Here is a 14,370-nt window from a genome sequence, read left to right on the forward strand (position 1 = left end):
ATTCGTTCACTCCCTTATGACAGATCCGTTCGTTAATTGATTCAAGCCGAACACTTTTCGTTCCCCAGAAAAAGCAATGAGTTCAATCTCTTTTTCATCACCAGGCTCAAATCGAACAGCTGTACCGGCAGGAATGTTCAAATGCAAGCCAAACGTTTTCTCACGTTCAAATTGCAGCGCGCGATTGACCTCATAAAAGTGAAAATGTGAACCAACTTGAATTGGACGATCACCACGATTGATGACTGAAAGTTTCACACTTTTTTTACCTTGATTACATATAATCGGTTCTGTTTGCAATATATACTCTCCTGGTATCATGAACTCTCTCCCTTTCATTACCGAATCGGATTATGCACTGTTACAAGCTTTGTGCCATCTGGAAATGTCGCCTCAACTTGAATATCTGGAATCATATCTGCGATACCTTCCATTACATCCTCCTTTGTCAAAATTGTAGCACCGTATTGCATTAACTCAGAAACTGTTTTTCCATCTCTTGCACCTTCAAGCACTTCGTATGTAATAATTGCAATTGCTTCAGGATAGTTTAACTTTAGTCCTCTTTTTTGACGGCGTCTTGCAAGGTCTGCAGCAACAACGATCATCAGCTTATCTATTTCTCGGGATGTCAGCTTCATATCCATACCTTCTTCCAATTTTCAAATAGTCATTTCATCATTGTCTTGAATATTTTTATGAACTTGTTAAGTTTTATCACAATATAATGTAAATTCTTATAACACATGAATAATATCACACACATTTATTTTTTGTCAATGTGAAATATTCTGAACTATCAATATAATATTTTGCTTGATAAATAGGTTAATAATCATGTTTCATCATGGGCTGACAGAGTAGGATCATTCATCAAAAGGAATAGTAAATAATCTAACACTAGCAATATGGACTTCGATATGTTGTTATGAAGTATTATATAACTAATAAAATTTTGTTAAACTAATATACATCTAATGGTGAGGTAAAAGAATATATGAATCCTTTTTCAAACTATATTGAATTTAATAGAACAAAATGGGCTACTTTTCGTGATAAAACTCCATTGTTGTTATCAGAAGACGAACTACAGAGTATAAAAGGAACAAATGAAGTGATTTCGCTTCAGGAAGTTGAAGAAATCTATTTGCCCTTGACACGTTTAATTAATTTAAAAGTGCAGGCTTCGCGGCAATTACAAGGAGTCACAAACTCTTTTTTAGACTATAAGGCTAAAAAAGTCCCTTTTATTATCGGCATTGCAGGGAGTGTAGCTGTGGGGAAGAGCACTACAGCAAGAATTCTTCAAACCCTTTTATCAAGATGGGATATCCATACAAAAGTGGATTTAGTTACAACAGATGGTTTCTTATATTCTAAAGATACTTTAGAAAAGAAGGGATTAATGGGGAAAAAGGGATTTCCTGAGAGCTATGATACTCAAAAATTAATTGACTTTATGGTCAGAGTGAAATCAGGAGAAGACAAAGTCGAGTCTCCAGTATATTCCCACTTAGCTTATGACATACTCCCTAATAATATGGAATTAATATGTAATCCAGATATTCTAATAGTGGAGGGTGTTAACGTTCTCCAAGTCAACAAATCACATCATGTTTTTGTCAGTGATTTTTTTGATTTTTCAATCTATATCGATGCTGATGAGGAAAATATAAAGAAATGGTATATTGAAAGATTCCTTTTACTGCAAAAAACAGCCTTTCAAAATCGAAAATCCTATTTCCATCGTTATAATAATTTGTCTAAAGATGAAGCGATTAAAAAAGCAACGGAAATATGGGTAGACATTAACGCGAAAAACTTAAAAGAAAACATATTACCAACGAAGCGAAGGGCAAATATTATTCTTAGAAAAGACCTCGATCATAATATTAAAAAGATATATTTAAAAAAATTCTAGCCGCAAATAAAAATAAAGAAGAATGATAGCTAAGTTAGTACATAAAATTCCCCAATTAAAGTTGATGAAAAGCTATATTTAACTTACACGCGTCTTAATTGAAGTCCTATTGGTGTTGCATAACTTTATTGTGGCGAGAAAGGCTGAGACAAGGCTCTCGGCCCACGGCAGCGATCCCCTCCGTCTTAAAAAGTAAAAAAACTCCATTTCAAGGAGTTTTTTTTACTGTCTTTAAAAGGCTCTCTTCAAAAAAATGGTTGTTTGTAAATAAATGTTATGCACTTAACTAGTTGATAAGGGAGTTAAGTGGAGCGGAAGGTGCGAGACTCTTTCGGGATTAGCGGATTTGCTGAGATCCCGCAGGCATGTAGCACCAAGGATGCTTATCCTTCGCCCGCGGAAACGAGCATCCTGGAGCAGAATCCCTTTTCAAGACACAACTATCTCAACACACTCGCTTTTATGCCATTGCTATTTGATTGTGACATACTTGCTAGAAACATAGCCTTTACTTTTTCCATAAATAATTTCATACCAAGAACCCGTTTTTCCAATTGTTGTAGCTGTTTTATTTTTCTTTAAAGTTCCAATCACTTTTGAAGTTGTTGAAGGCTTTAAACGAACATGTAAAGAGTTTACAACTACTTTTGCAGCACGTTTTTTTAATGTGTATTTAGTAGAAATCGTCCGTTTATTATTACTTTGATCAACAGCAGAAATAGAAAATGAATAAGTTCCGTTACTTAACCTTGAAATATCCCATTTTTGCGATTGTTTTCCTGATTTTTTATATCTATTTTTTTCCACCGTTGCAATTGTATGCCCCTTCGAATCTTTTATTGTAATTGTAATATAAGCATTCTCATTTGTTGAATAAGTCATATTCACTTTATTTGTATCATCAGGAGATGGAACTTTTAACCCTTTAATGGTAGGGGCAGTTGTATCCTTTGCCAAATTATAATGAACAGATGATGTACCAACATTGCCGCTGCCATCTTTTGCTGCCATTACAAAAGTATACGTTCCATTTGAATATTTTCCGGCATTCCATTGAACAGTCCGTACACCTGCTTGTTGTGATGAATTATTTAACAACGTAGAAATGGTTTTTCCTTTGTTATCTTTCACGTATACAGTCATATTAGCTTTCTCATTTAATGTATACTCAAGCTTCACATATTTCATTTTGCTGTCGTACGTTATTTTGGAAACTTTAACGATTGGTGCATCTTGATCAACTGCTGGCTTTTCAACTGGTGATGTAGCGACGGGGTTCGTTATCACTGGTGCGGCATCCGAGTTTGTATTTGTGCTCGGAGATGTTTCATTTGAATACATTGCAGTTACACCCGTTCCATTAAAATAAAATGCAAGAATGTCCTTATAATTTTTTCCTTGGTCTGCTGCGCTTTTTGCTCCGTACTGGCTCAGTCCTACCCCATGTCCATTCCCTTTACCGGAAATTGAAATCATATCTTGATTAGTTTGAATACCCGTTACTAAATAACTTTTCATTAGGCTTATTCCTAACATGGCGCGAATACTTGTAGCAGATAAATCGTTTAAGTCTAGTTTATTTAAGATTGCCGTTCCCTTTGAATCTTTTACAGCATACTGGATAGAGATACTGCCTTTACTCACTCTGCCTCCGGAAGTTTTCCCGTATAGATCAAGACTAGGAATCGAAATGATTTTTATATCTTGATTAAGATACCCTTTCGTCTTTAACCAATTTTTTATGTTTGTGCTAATCGTTTGGTCCGTTTCCTTCTCAGTACTCCACCACGAATTTGCTTGCGTTAAATCCAAGTTAGTAAGATCAATTTGGGTTTTATGCACATTAACATTCCAAGGTGTTGCAGGGTCGTATGGATCTTGCTTAACAATTAAATACGGTAATGAAATTCCGCCCCAAACATTTGCATTGCTTTCAGTCATCCCGCCATTACTTGACGAAAAAAACGCCGCACTGCCGATAGATTTTCCATTATAAGTAATCATTTGTCCTTTTGTATCATCAACTGCTTCAGTAGAACGCGAATTCCACTCATATCCTCCATATACTTGATAGTTAATGGTATCATCTATAATTTGACCACTATGACCAGAAGCATATGTTCTCGCAGTGACCGCTTGTGCTTTTAAAGCCTCCATTGCCCATGAAGCAGGCATTTCAAATGGTACAACACCTTTTAAATAATTTTCCATTGTTACTGTATTAATTGGTCTAATGACCGATTGGCTTTCAATTGTAAATTCAAAACTTCCTAAATACGAGCGGCCATTAATTGCCATAGACGTATTGGCCGTTTCTGGTGTCGCTGAGACGGTGCTGGCATGTCCTAATTCTTTCGTGCCTTCCTTGATGCTTATAACTTGATTATTTAATGTTAATGTATATGTGTGCGTCGAAACCAATTGAACATTAGGAATATTCGTACTATAATTCCCGTTTGGAACTAGTGTAATTGTATTTTTATCCCCTAAATAATTTTTCAATTTAACTTTCACAACTGGTTCAGCCTCTGCACCATATGCAGGGAAAACAGGAAATAATGACAAAATCAGTATAATAGAAAGTAGTAATCTAGTGATGTTTCTCATTCCCTTTCATCAATCCCCCTATATTTTTATATAAGTATAGCAGGAAAAAATAGATAAAGAGAGAATTTTTTGAATGGTAATAATAGGTAGTTTGATAGTTTCGTCAAGTTGATAATACATAAAAAATCTCTTCTTCTAATAGATTAGAAGAAGAGATTTTTCTCTTGTTTATTCATTTACATATGCGACGATACCTTCAGCATCTTCAATATCAAGTCTTAAGCTTACAGCAAATGGATCAAGCTGATATTCTTCCTCAAGCCATTTACGTATTGCTTCAACTACTTTTGGTTCAGTTAAAGGCGATTGCATTTTTCCATTCACCTCAATTTCCGCACCATAGCCTTCATCATCTTCATACGTTAACTCAACCATTACATTTTCAGGATATACATAATGCTGATCTGCTACGTAAGTGCATATAGCATTTATAATTTCTTGCTCGTATAATTTCAATTCTTCCATCGATTACCAACCTCTTGGTTCTTTTTTTCTTGGGCGGAAAACAGATTGAATTAACTTCACGACTAGTAACACTAATACAATTAAAATTAGAATGTTAACAACTCCTGTTAACAATGTTCCTAATCCGCCTAATCCAAGACTGCTGAACATGTGACCAAACAATAATCCGCCTAGACCACCTAATAACATACCTTTTGCAAAGCTACCAAATGTTGAAGGTTTTTTATTTCCAAAAATAGAAGTTTTATTCGTATTCGTGCTTGTGTTTGTTTTTGATTGATATTGATTGTTCTGCTTTGTTGATGGTGTTGTCGTTTTCGGAACTGATTGGTACGACCTTTTAACTGAACGATACCCTCTTGCATCGACTGAGTGGGCAAAGTTAACGCCAACAACAGAAAAAACAAATGTTAGTGATAAAAGCAACATCATAATTTTTTTCACTGCTCGTTTCTCCTTTTTAACAAAAATATTTTTAAGTTCTTATGAACTTATTATATGATCTTATCTAGTAAAAATCAAGCATAAAATTTTTATCCTCTATCTATTTACAAAGCCAAAAGTGTACATTCCTAAAGGATACGCAGCAACTATTACAAAAAAATACATATTGTTTAACAAGCCTTACTTAAAAGAATTGACATTTCTGACCTTGAATCATACGATTATTCTTAGGAACTTTAAAGCGATGTGAGGTGCACTTAGTGGATTCATTTTTATTGACAAGAAAAGAAATGGCTGATCTTCTTCTATCCTTAAAAGGATGGGGAGTACAATCTCCCATATCCTATTTGCAGGAGCTTTGGATGAAGAAAAACGAAAAGTATGCGAAAGATGAGAATGCCATTCAAGCATTCGTTACGATGAGTATGCCCCCCATCTTTCAAAAAATACTGAAAAAATCTTCTTCTCCAATGGGTTTTTCTTTAAATGATATTGTTGCTTTAGGAAATCAAATTGAAAATACGAATTTCACACTTTCTGCTATTCAAAATTGGGTAAAGCGCGATATTAAAGAAATGATTGTAGCCCCTAAAAAGGGAAAGAAATATTCCATTGAACAGATGGCTTTATTATTTTTAGTGGAGGATTTAAAAACAGCTCTCGACTTTGATTCAATACGAAAATTATTAAAATTGATCGTTAATGATCCTGAAGATCAGGAAGATGATCTTATTAATCCTGTTAAATTATATGTTACGTACTCACAATTATTTGAGGAACTAAATGAGTTAAATATTTCAGAAAAAACATCATTAGAAAATGGGCTCAATATGATTACAGCAACAGAAAAAATGATTACGGAAAAAGCAGAAGATATTATTTCCGTCTATATATCAAATGATGATCCCAAAAAAGAAGCAATCAGAAATACGATTGTCATTGCCACATTATCAGTTTATACTGCTTATTTCCAAATGCTGGCACGGCGTTATTTAACTGCTACTCTATTCTTGCAGGAATTTCCAAATCACTAATAAACCCTCAATGCATTTATCTATTGAGGGTTTAACAGCCTTACTTATTCACCATTTTTCAATCTTTGCACGGTCACCTTTACTATTTCCCTTTTTATTTGTTCGATTCCATAGCTCCTGTTCAACTTCTTGCAAACTTACATGTTGATTGGCCAGTAAAACAAAGCAATGGTAAATAAGATCACTGCATTCATAAATCAATTCTTCTTTACTGTTGTTTTTAGCTGCAATGATCACTTCTCCGGCTTCCTCAATAAATTTTTTACTAATTTTATCGACTCCTTTATCAAACAAATAATTCGTATAAGAGCCTTCCATTCTCTCTTCTTTTCGGCTTTCAATCTCTTCCATTAATACATCATAAATTCTTTGGTTGTTTGTAATCTGTTCTTTTTCTTGCCCTTTCTCTTCTCCATCTAATGGAATTTCACGGTAAAAGCAAGTTTTTTCTCCTGTATGGCATGCAGGGCCTTTAGGATCTACACGAACTAATAATGTATCCGCATCGCAATCAACACGTATTGATTTTACAGTCTGTGTATTGCCAGAAGTTTCCCCTTTATGCCATAAACTTTCCCGCGATCGAGAGTAAAACCATGTTTCTTTTGTTTCAAGTGTTTTTTCATATGCTTCTTCATTCATATAAGCCAGCATTAACACTTCATTTGTTTGATCATCTATCACAACGGCAGGAACTAATCCTTTAGTAAAGTCCAATTTCACGAATACTCACTCCTTGATTCATACAACATTCTTTTACCTCTTGAATGGTAAAAATACCATCATGAAAAATTGAGGCAGCAAGAGCGGCAGAAACGTTTGTTTTTTGAAAAACTTCAGGAAAGTGCTCAAGCTTTCCACAGCCGCCAGAGGCAATAACAGGAATGCGAACAGCTTCAACAATTGCTTTTGTTAAAGAAAGATCGAATCCATCTTTTGTCCCATCTGCATCTACACTTGTTAGCAGTATTTCACCAGCGCCGCGACGCTCCACTTCTTTTGCCCACTCAACAGCATCTAGCCCAGTGTCAATACGCCCCCCATTAACGATTACATGCCATGTTCCATCTTCAACTTTTTTAGCATCGATTGCAACTACTGTACATTGAGCACCAAAACGAGCAGAGGATTGTGTTACTAAGTTAGGATCTTTTACAGCTGCAGAATTCATTGCAACTTTATCAGCTCCCGCCTGCAATAATCTCGTAACGTCATCTATACTTTTTACCCCGCCGCCAACTGTAAAAGGAACAAAGACATTTTCGGCAGTTTTCTTAACCATATCAACGACCGTATCTCTTCCCTCATGTGTTGCTGAAATGTCCAAAAAGATGAGCTCGTCCGCACCATTTTTTGAATACATCGTAGCAAGTTCCACAGGATCGCCAACTGTACGTAAACCTACAAAGTTTGTTCCTTTGACAACTTTTCCATCTTTCACATCAAGGCACGGTATAATCCTTTTTGCAATCATTGTAAAACTCCCTTCAGACTAATTTTCCCTTCATAAATGGCCTTGCCAACGATTGCTTCTTTTATATTAATGTCACTTAATTTTTTAATATCGGCTTCACTTGTAATACCGCCTGATGCAATAATCTCAATACTTGTCGCATCCATAAGTTTCTGCAAGGCATCTATATTTGGTCCTGTCATTGTGCCATCTCTTGAAATATCTGTATAAATAATGCGTTTAACACCGAGTTGCTCGATTTCCTTTGCAAAGTCGACGTCATTCATTTCTGTTGTAGACAACCAGCCGTTGGTAGCTACTTTGCCATTTCGCGCATCAATCCCTACAACAATTTGATCTGGAAATTTTTCAACTGCCTCTTTTAAAAATTCAGGATTTTCAATGGCTGCAGTACCTAGTACAATTCGTGAAACACCCATTTCAACATATTTTTCAACAGATTCTATGTTACGAATACCGCCACCAACTTCAATTGGAACGATTGCTTGCTTACATAATGTTTGAATAAGATCGAACTGCTTTGGACTACCATATCTTGCGCCATCGAGATCAACAACATGGACGATTTTGGCACCGTCCTGACTAAAACGATGAAGCTGTTCTACTGGATCGTTTGCTACTTTCGTTGTTTTTTCAAAATCGCCTTGATATAAGCGAACACATTTCCCATCTATTAAATCAATTGCCGGAATAATAATCATGATCGAACCTCCAAACTACTTTCTTCAAGAAACCATTTAATTAGATTCATTCCTACTTCCCCGCTTTTTTCAGGGTGAAATTGCATACCAACAACATTTTGATTACGTACAATTGCTGGAATTTCCGCACCATATTCCGTTGTAGCCACGATAAAACGATTTTCTGTCCTAGCTTGAAATGAATGAACAAAATATACGTGCTTATGTTGGAAAGCCTGAAATTCAGAGGCATTTTCACGGACATCTAATGTATTCCAGCCAATATGCGGCAAAATCTCTTCCGTTTCAATTTTCTCAATGATTCCAGGGATAAAGCCTAATCCATTTGTTACCGTTCCCTCTGTTCCGGTTTCAAACAATAGTTGCATCCCCAAGCAAATACCAAGAAATGGCTTTTCTTTCGCCAATTCTTGAAGAATTTCCCGTAATCCCCTTGCCTCTATTTCCTCAACAGCTGCTTGAAATGAACCGACACCGGGAAGAATAATATGAGTTGCTTTCTTTAACAGTTTTGGATCATCTGTAATCATTATTTCCTGCCCGAGTTTTCTAAAAGCATTTGCTGCACTTGCGACATTTCCCATTCCGTAATCAACAATTGCGATCATTCAATCAACCCCTTTGTCGAATTCACACCTTTTATTTCAGGATCTATTGATATAGCTTGATGTAGTGCTCTTCCTAGAGCTTTAAATAATGACTCTATCTTATGGTGAGTATTAGTGCCGTATAATACCCGTGCGTGAACAGTCATTGCTGCTTGAAATGAAAATGCCTGGAAAAACTCTTGGACAAGCTCCGTATCGAATGTTCCAAGCTTTGGATTATCAAATTGGGCATCAAAGTGAAGAAATGGACGGCCGCTTATATCTAATGCAACAAATCCTAGTGACTCATCCATTGGCACGTACGCTGAACCGTAGCGCGTGATCCCCTTTTTATCACCTAGCGCCTCTCTAATGAGTTGACCGAGGACAATCCCAATATCTTCTACAGTATGATGACTATCAATATGTAAATCTCCTTTTGCCTTTACTACTAGACCGATGCGACCATGTTTAGCAAACAAATCGAGCATGTGGTCAAAAAATCCGACACCTGTATCAATAACTACTTCTGTATGATCATCTAAATGAACTGAAACCTCAATAAATGTCTCCTTCGTTTTTCTTTCTTTGCTCGCTGTTCTCATTCTTTTCCCTCCTGCAAACGTTTTTCAACCGCTCTTAAATGTCCGACAAGCTGTTCTTCATTTGCAATCGCAATAACAGAAGGTGCTGCTTGCTTCAACGCTTCCTCTGAATAATATAAATACGTAATTTTTTTCACAAAATCATCCACAGATAACCCTGAAGAAAAGCGGGCAGTACCAGATGTTGGTAATACATGGTTTGGCCCTCCAAAATAATCACCGATTGCTTCTGGGGTATGCTCCCCTAGAAAAACCGAACCTGCATTTTGTACTTTACTTAAATGGAGCAACGGATTTTCTACTTGAATTTCTAAATGCTCAGGCGCAAGCTGATTGACAATTTCAAATGCAGTATGTATATCGTTTACAAGAAGTGCTGCACTTTGACTTTTAATCGCTGCAGTTGCAATTTCTTTTCTAGGTAAAACAGCACATTGCTTTTCCAGCTCTTTTTGCGTTTCTTCAATTAATTTCCGCGAAGTCGTCACGAGAAACGTTCTTGCATTCTTATCATGTTCTGCTTGGGCAATTAAATCTGCTGCAATATATACTGGATTAGCATGATCATCTGCAATAACGGCTACCTCTGACGGTCCTGCGATCATATCAATACCAACTGTTCCATATACTAATGATTTGGCAGCCGCTACATATGCATTTCCTGGGCCGACAATTTTATCTACATTCGGAATTGATTCCGTCCCGTAAGCAAGTGCTGCAATTGCTTGGATTCCACCGATTTTATAAATGGTATTGACCCCTGCAATATCAGCTGCAACTGATAAAATCGGGGCGATCTCTTTCCCGTTCCGAACAGGGGTTACCATGATGACTTCCTTTACACCTGCTAATACAGCAGGAATTGCATTCATCAATACTGTAGACGGGTAACATGCGGTACCACCTGGCACATAAATTCCGACGCGTTCTAAAGGCCGAAATAATTGTCCTGAAATGATATCTTCGCTCATGTCCATCATACGTGAATTTTGCAACTGTTTTCTATGAAAGTTCCGAATATTTTCGGCAGCTTTTTGTAATGCGGTAATCACATCTTCAGAAACTTCATTCCAAGCGTGCTTTCGTTCTTCCTCTGAAACTTCCCATTGTTCTGGAACTTTACCGTCAAATTTTAACACATATTTTCTTAATGCCTCATCGCCATTTAATTGGATTTCATCAAGCACTTTTTTTGCAGTTGTTAAAATTTCTGGATTTAACGCATTACTTTTATTGTTTGAAGAAAGGAATGTTTTCGTAAATTCCTCTCGTGTTAACTCCCTTATCATTTAAAAATCACCTCTTGCTGCAGCTTTTTAATAAATGGATCCAATGATGATTTTTTGATCTTCAATGCCGATCGATTGGCAATTAATCTTGCTGTAATCGGTTGAACTTCATCAAGAATCTCCAGCCCGTTTTCCTTAAGCGTCGTTCCTGTTTCAACAATATCAACAATTGCATCAGCCAACCCTAAAATAGGGGCCAATTCTACTGAGCCTTCTAATTTTACAATGTCAACGGATTCTTGCTTTTGGCGAAAATAACGGTGGGTAATATTCGGATATTTTGTTGCAATTCTTCTTTTCCGTTGGACATTTTCAAGTGACTTTTTACCAGCTAACGCAAACCGACATTTTCCAAAAGGAAGTGGTAATAAATCAAAAACATCTGGTTGATATTCTACTAAAATATCTTCACCTATAATCCCGAGATCACAAATACCATATTCAACATATGTAGCAACATCGACCCCTTTTGCAAAAATAAAGGTCATCTCCTCTGCCTCTACAAATAGTTTTCTTCCTTTATTTTCAAGAGGTTCAATATTAAAGCCCAATGACTTTAAATATTGCAAAAATTGTTTTTCTAGTCTTCCTTTAGTGAGCGCAATATTAATCTTCATATGAAGTCACCTCCCATTTGTTATCATCTTTCTTCATAATGATTAACATTTCATCATATTGGTTTGTTTTAGGAATATCATACCTAATATCAACAATTTTATTAGTTAAAGACTGTCTATGTTTTTCTGCATATGCTAATGTTTCATCATTAGCAATAATACAAATTTTTTCCATCTTCATTTCCGGTCTAATTTGTTCTGCAAGAATATCTACATCAAATGCGATCCCGACTGCAGATGTTACAAGCTGATATCGATCGTATAATTTATCATATCTGCCCCCAGAAAAACATGTTGCCCCATTTTGTTTTAAAAATCCTCTAAATAAAGTTCCTGTATAATAAGGTAAGTTTTTGACTCTCCCTAGGTCGATAATTAAATCTTCTATGCCAATGTTTCTTAAGGTCATCCCTAGTTGTTTTATATGTTTTAAAATAGAGATTAGTTTTGGCTGATCTTCCCATCTATCAAAATATTCATCTATCATTTCAAATGGACCATAGGCATCCACCAACGTTGCTAACACTTCTGCTTCTTTTTCATGGCCATTTTGTTTCGCAATTTCATAAACTTCATCTTTCCGTTTATCATGCATGGCATTTCTTAAACGGTCAACTTGCTCCTCTGAAAGATTAAGCTTTGTCACCCATTCCTCGAAAATACCTGTGTGTCCTAGTTCTACAATTACATCATTTATTTGTAACTGATTTAAAAATTCATAAGCTAGAAACAGGCATTCACTTTCCCCTAATAATGCAGGTAATTGTACAATTTCGATTCCAACTTGACGACTTTCAACCCCCGGTATTTCTTGACGGAATATTGATCCGTGATATGCCCATTTATGTTGATCCATATGATGATTTGTAAGTGCTCTAGAAATAGATGTAGTCCAATCCGGTCTTAATACTTCAATTGCCCCATCGCGGTTAAACCATTTCAACATATTTTGTAACGACATGCCAACATGATCATTTGTAAAAGTATCAGCATACTCAACAAGCGGTGTTGAAATTTCTGTATAATTACGGGATAGTGCAACTTGTCGAAAAGTTTCAAAAACTTTAAAACGATTTGCTACTACTTGCCCGATATCATCTTTACTGCCCTCAGGTAAAAACATCTCTCTTCACTTCCCACGTATGATTCTTTAGTTTGTTATCACTCTAATACACTAAAGGATTTTGATTGACCTAAATATACCATATTTTGTTCATTTACGTCAACTTAAATATTTACATTGGCTCATTCTTTAAAAAATTATGATAAAATAAAATCATTCTTCAGTAAAAGGAGCGAGAATCTTGACCGAAAGACTATATTATAGCTCGCCACGCACTTTTAAATGGGAAACAGAGATCACAAGTTCTTTTTTAAAGGAAAACGGGGGTTGGGCTATTACATTGAAAGCAACCGCCTTCTATCCTGAAGGAGGCGGACAGCCTTGTGATACCGGAACAATTGACGGCATCACGGTGCTCGATGTATACGAAGAAAATGATGAAGTCTATCATGTTGTAGCAAAAAGACCTGAGAAGTCGTATGTCGTTTGTGAAGTTGATCAAGAACGCCGTCTTGATCATACACAGCATCATAGTGCCCAGCATTTACTTTCAGCCGTTTGTATTGAATTATTTGAGGCCGTCACAGAAAGCTTCCATCTTGGACGTGATGCTGTCTCCATTGATCTCAGTATTTCCTCACTTAGTGACCAACAAATGAAAGAAATTGAAAAGAAGGCAAACCAATACATACAAGAAAACCATGAAATTAAAACCTATATTGTAACAGAAAAGCAATTCAGACAATTGCCTCTGCGAAAAAGACCTGAAATAACAGGAGACATTCGAATTGTTGAAATAGCTGGTATTGATGTTTCTGCCTGCTGTGGAACACATGTACAGCTCACTGGTGAAATTGGTTTATTAAAGTGTTTAAAAACGGAAAAGCATCGTGGGAAGACAAGACTTTATTTCATATGTGGTATGAGGGCACTTACAGACTACCAACAACAGCATCATATTCTTAATACAGTTGCTAACCATTTTTCAACTTCAAAAGAAGATCTGCCAAATCGGATCATCAAATTAGTAGAAGACACTAAAGCATTGCAACGAGATTTGGAAAATGTTACTGGTGAACTCGCGAAGCTGCAAGCGGCACAAATCATCCAGCAACAAACAGGACTCACCATTGCCAAAACTTTTATTGATAAGCCTATTAAAACATGTGAAATCATTGCGAAAGAAATACTAAAAGAACATCATCAGCTGATTGTTTTTTCATCTCTTAAAGACAAAAAAATCTTATTGATGCATAATGGCAAGCTGGAAGTCCATTGCGGAAACGTAATTAAAGAATATGCCCGTAAATGGAACGGAAAAGGCGGAGGCAACCAGCAAAAAGCACAAGCTATATTTCAACATGAAGCGGATCTTCAAGAAATGTTTCAGTTTTTATCAAAACATTTAGTATAGGAACAACAAAAAGAGCGTCCATAAAAACTGTTTTTTTTGGACGCTCTTCTTTGTTGCCTTTTTGTCAAAATATTTATCAAATTGGAGTGAAAGCTACCTGCTGGATGATCATTACGTGCGGAAAGTGTGTACCTTGGACCGAAATCAAC

Annotated in this window: 16 protein-coding genes; 3 read left to right on the plus strand and 13 right to left on the minus strand. The window is 36.2% G+C overall.

From position 1 onward, the window contains the following. Nucleotides 1-6 precede the first annotated feature (6 nt). Together G4D61_RS07440 and G4D61_RS07445 are read right to left on the minus strand one after the other, a co-directional pair. Complete coding sequence (locus G4D61_RS07440; protein WP_025731285.1) at nt 7-321, minus strand: urease subunit beta; 315 nt, start codon at nt 319-321, stop codon at nt 7-9. A gap of 17 nt (nt 322-338) precedes the next feature. Further along, complete coding sequence (locus G4D61_RS07445) at nt 339-641, minus strand: urease subunit gamma (protein WP_025731284.1); 303 nt, start codon at nt 639-641, stop codon at nt 339-341. Between the two features lie 356 nt (nt 642-997). Between G4D61_RS07445 and coaA the strand changes: the two genes are divergently transcribed. Further along, nucleotides 998-1,921, plus strand: a complete 924-nt coding sequence (gene coaA, locus G4D61_RS07450; protein WP_025731283.1) for a type I pantothenate kinase — start codon at nt 998-1,000, stop codon at nt 1,919-1,921. A 471-nt stretch (nt 1,922-2,392) separates the two neighbouring features. Here coaA and G4D61_RS07455 read toward each other — a convergent pair whose 3' ends face one another. The 3 genes from G4D61_RS07455 to G4D61_RS07465 all read right to left on the minus strand — a co-directional run bounded on the left by G4D61_RS07455 (nt 2,393) and on the right by G4D61_RS07465 (nt 5,437). Next, nucleotides 2,393-4,528 (minus strand): SpoIID/LytB domain-containing protein, encoded by a 2,136-nt coding sequence (locus G4D61_RS07455; protein WP_163173596.1) that lies wholly within the window; start codon nt 4,526-4,528, stop codon nt 2,393-2,395. A gap of 168 nt (nt 4,529-4,696) precedes the next feature. After that, a complete protein-coding gene (locus G4D61_RS07460) occupies nt 4,697-4,993 on the minus strand; it encodes a YxcD family protein (protein WP_035355374.1) in 297 nt (98 codons plus the stop codon). Nucleotides 4,994-4,996: 3 nt separating this feature from the next. Continuing rightward, the gene (locus G4D61_RS07465) at nt 4,997-5,437 is read right to left on the minus strand and encodes a hypothetical protein (protein ID WP_025729405.1); all 441 of its coding nucleotides are present in this window, start codon (nt 5,435-5,437) and stop codon (nt 4,997-4,999) included. Between the two features lie 260 nt (nt 5,438-5,697). On the opposite strand from G4D61_RS07465, the gene G4D61_RS07470 reads away from it, so the two are divergent. Beyond that, nucleotides 5,698-6,471 carry a DUF1836 domain-containing protein gene (locus G4D61_RS07470; protein WP_025729402.1) on the plus strand — a complete coding sequence of 258 codons (774 nt, stop codon included), beginning with the start codon at nt 5,698-5,700 and terminating at the stop codon, nt 6,469-6,471. Between the two features lie 48 nt (nt 6,472-6,519). Here the strand turns inward: G4D61_RS07470 and hisIE are convergent, their stop codons facing one another. Genes hisIE through G4D61_RS07510 form a run of 8 tightly spaced genes read right to left on the minus strand, consistent with a single transcriptional unit; the run spans nt 6,520 to nt 12,867 of the window. After that, a complete protein-coding gene (gene hisIE / locus G4D61_RS07475) occupies nt 6,520-7,194 on the minus strand; it encodes a bifunctional phosphoribosyl-AMP cyclohydrolase/phosphoribosyl-ATP diphosphatase HisIE (RefSeq protein ID WP_025729400.1) in 675 nt (224 codons plus the stop codon). Continuing rightward, nucleotides 7,175-7,945, minus strand: a complete 771-nt coding sequence (hisF, locus tag G4D61_RS07480; RefSeq protein WP_163173598.1) for an imidazole glycerol phosphate synthase subunit HisF — start codon at nt 7,943-7,945, stop codon at nt 7,175-7,177. The genes hisIE and hisF overlap by 20 nt, the downstream gene beginning before the upstream one ends. Beyond that, nucleotides 7,942-8,646: a 1-(5-phosphoribosyl)-5-[(5-phosphoribosylamino)methylideneamino]imidazole-4-carboxamide isomerase gene (hisA, locus tag G4D61_RS07485; RefSeq protein ID WP_025729395.1), complete on the minus strand. Its 705-nt coding sequence runs from the start codon at nt 8,644-8,646 to the stop codon at nt 7,942-7,944. Before hisA ends, hisF begins: the two co-directional genes overlap by 4 nt. After that, nucleotides 8,643-9,254 (minus strand): imidazole glycerol phosphate synthase subunit HisH, encoded by a 612-nt coding sequence (gene hisH, locus G4D61_RS07490; protein ID WP_025729393.1) that lies wholly within the window; start codon nt 9,252-9,254, stop codon nt 8,643-8,645. Before hisH ends, hisA begins: the two co-directional genes overlap by 4 nt. Then, nucleotides 9,251-9,838, minus strand: coding sequence for an imidazoleglycerol-phosphate dehydratase HisB (gene hisB, locus G4D61_RS07495; RefSeq protein WP_025729391.1), 588 nt, complete (start codon nt 9,836-9,838; stop codon nt 9,251-9,253). Before hisB ends, hisH begins: the two co-directional genes overlap by 4 nt. After that, complete coding sequence (hisD, locus tag G4D61_RS07500) at nt 9,835-11,127, minus strand: histidinol dehydrogenase (RefSeq protein ID WP_025729389.1); 1,293 nt, start codon at nt 11,125-11,127, stop codon at nt 9,835-9,837. Before hisD ends, hisB begins: the two co-directional genes overlap by 4 nt. Beyond that, entirely contained in the window at nt 11,124-11,744 is a 621-nt protein-coding gene (hisG, locus tag G4D61_RS07505; protein WP_025729388.1) for an ATP phosphoribosyltransferase, read from the minus strand. The genes hisD and hisG overlap by 4 nt, the downstream gene beginning before the upstream one ends. Continuing rightward, nucleotides 11,734-12,867 carry an ATP phosphoribosyltransferase regulatory subunit gene (locus G4D61_RS07510; protein WP_163173600.1) on the minus strand — a complete coding sequence of 378 codons (1,134 nt, stop codon included), beginning with the start codon at nt 12,865-12,867 and terminating at the stop codon, nt 11,734-11,736. Before G4D61_RS07510 ends, hisG begins: the two co-directional genes overlap by 11 nt. A 181-nt stretch (nt 12,868-13,048) precedes the next feature. Here G4D61_RS07510 and G4D61_RS07515 point away from each other — a divergent pair, with 181 nt between their 5' ends. Next, nucleotides 13,049-14,221, plus strand: a complete 1,173-nt coding sequence (locus G4D61_RS07515) for an alanyl-tRNA editing protein (RefSeq protein ID WP_163173602.1) — start codon at nt 13,049-13,051, stop codon at nt 14,219-14,221. Nucleotides 14,222-14,370: the final 149 nt, after the last annotated feature.

It is taken from the genome of Heyndrickxia ginsengihumi (genome assembly GCF_011008565.1).
Classification (GTDB): Bacteria; Bacillota; Bacilli; order Bacillales; family Bacillaceae_C; genus Weizmannia; species Weizmannia ginsengihumi.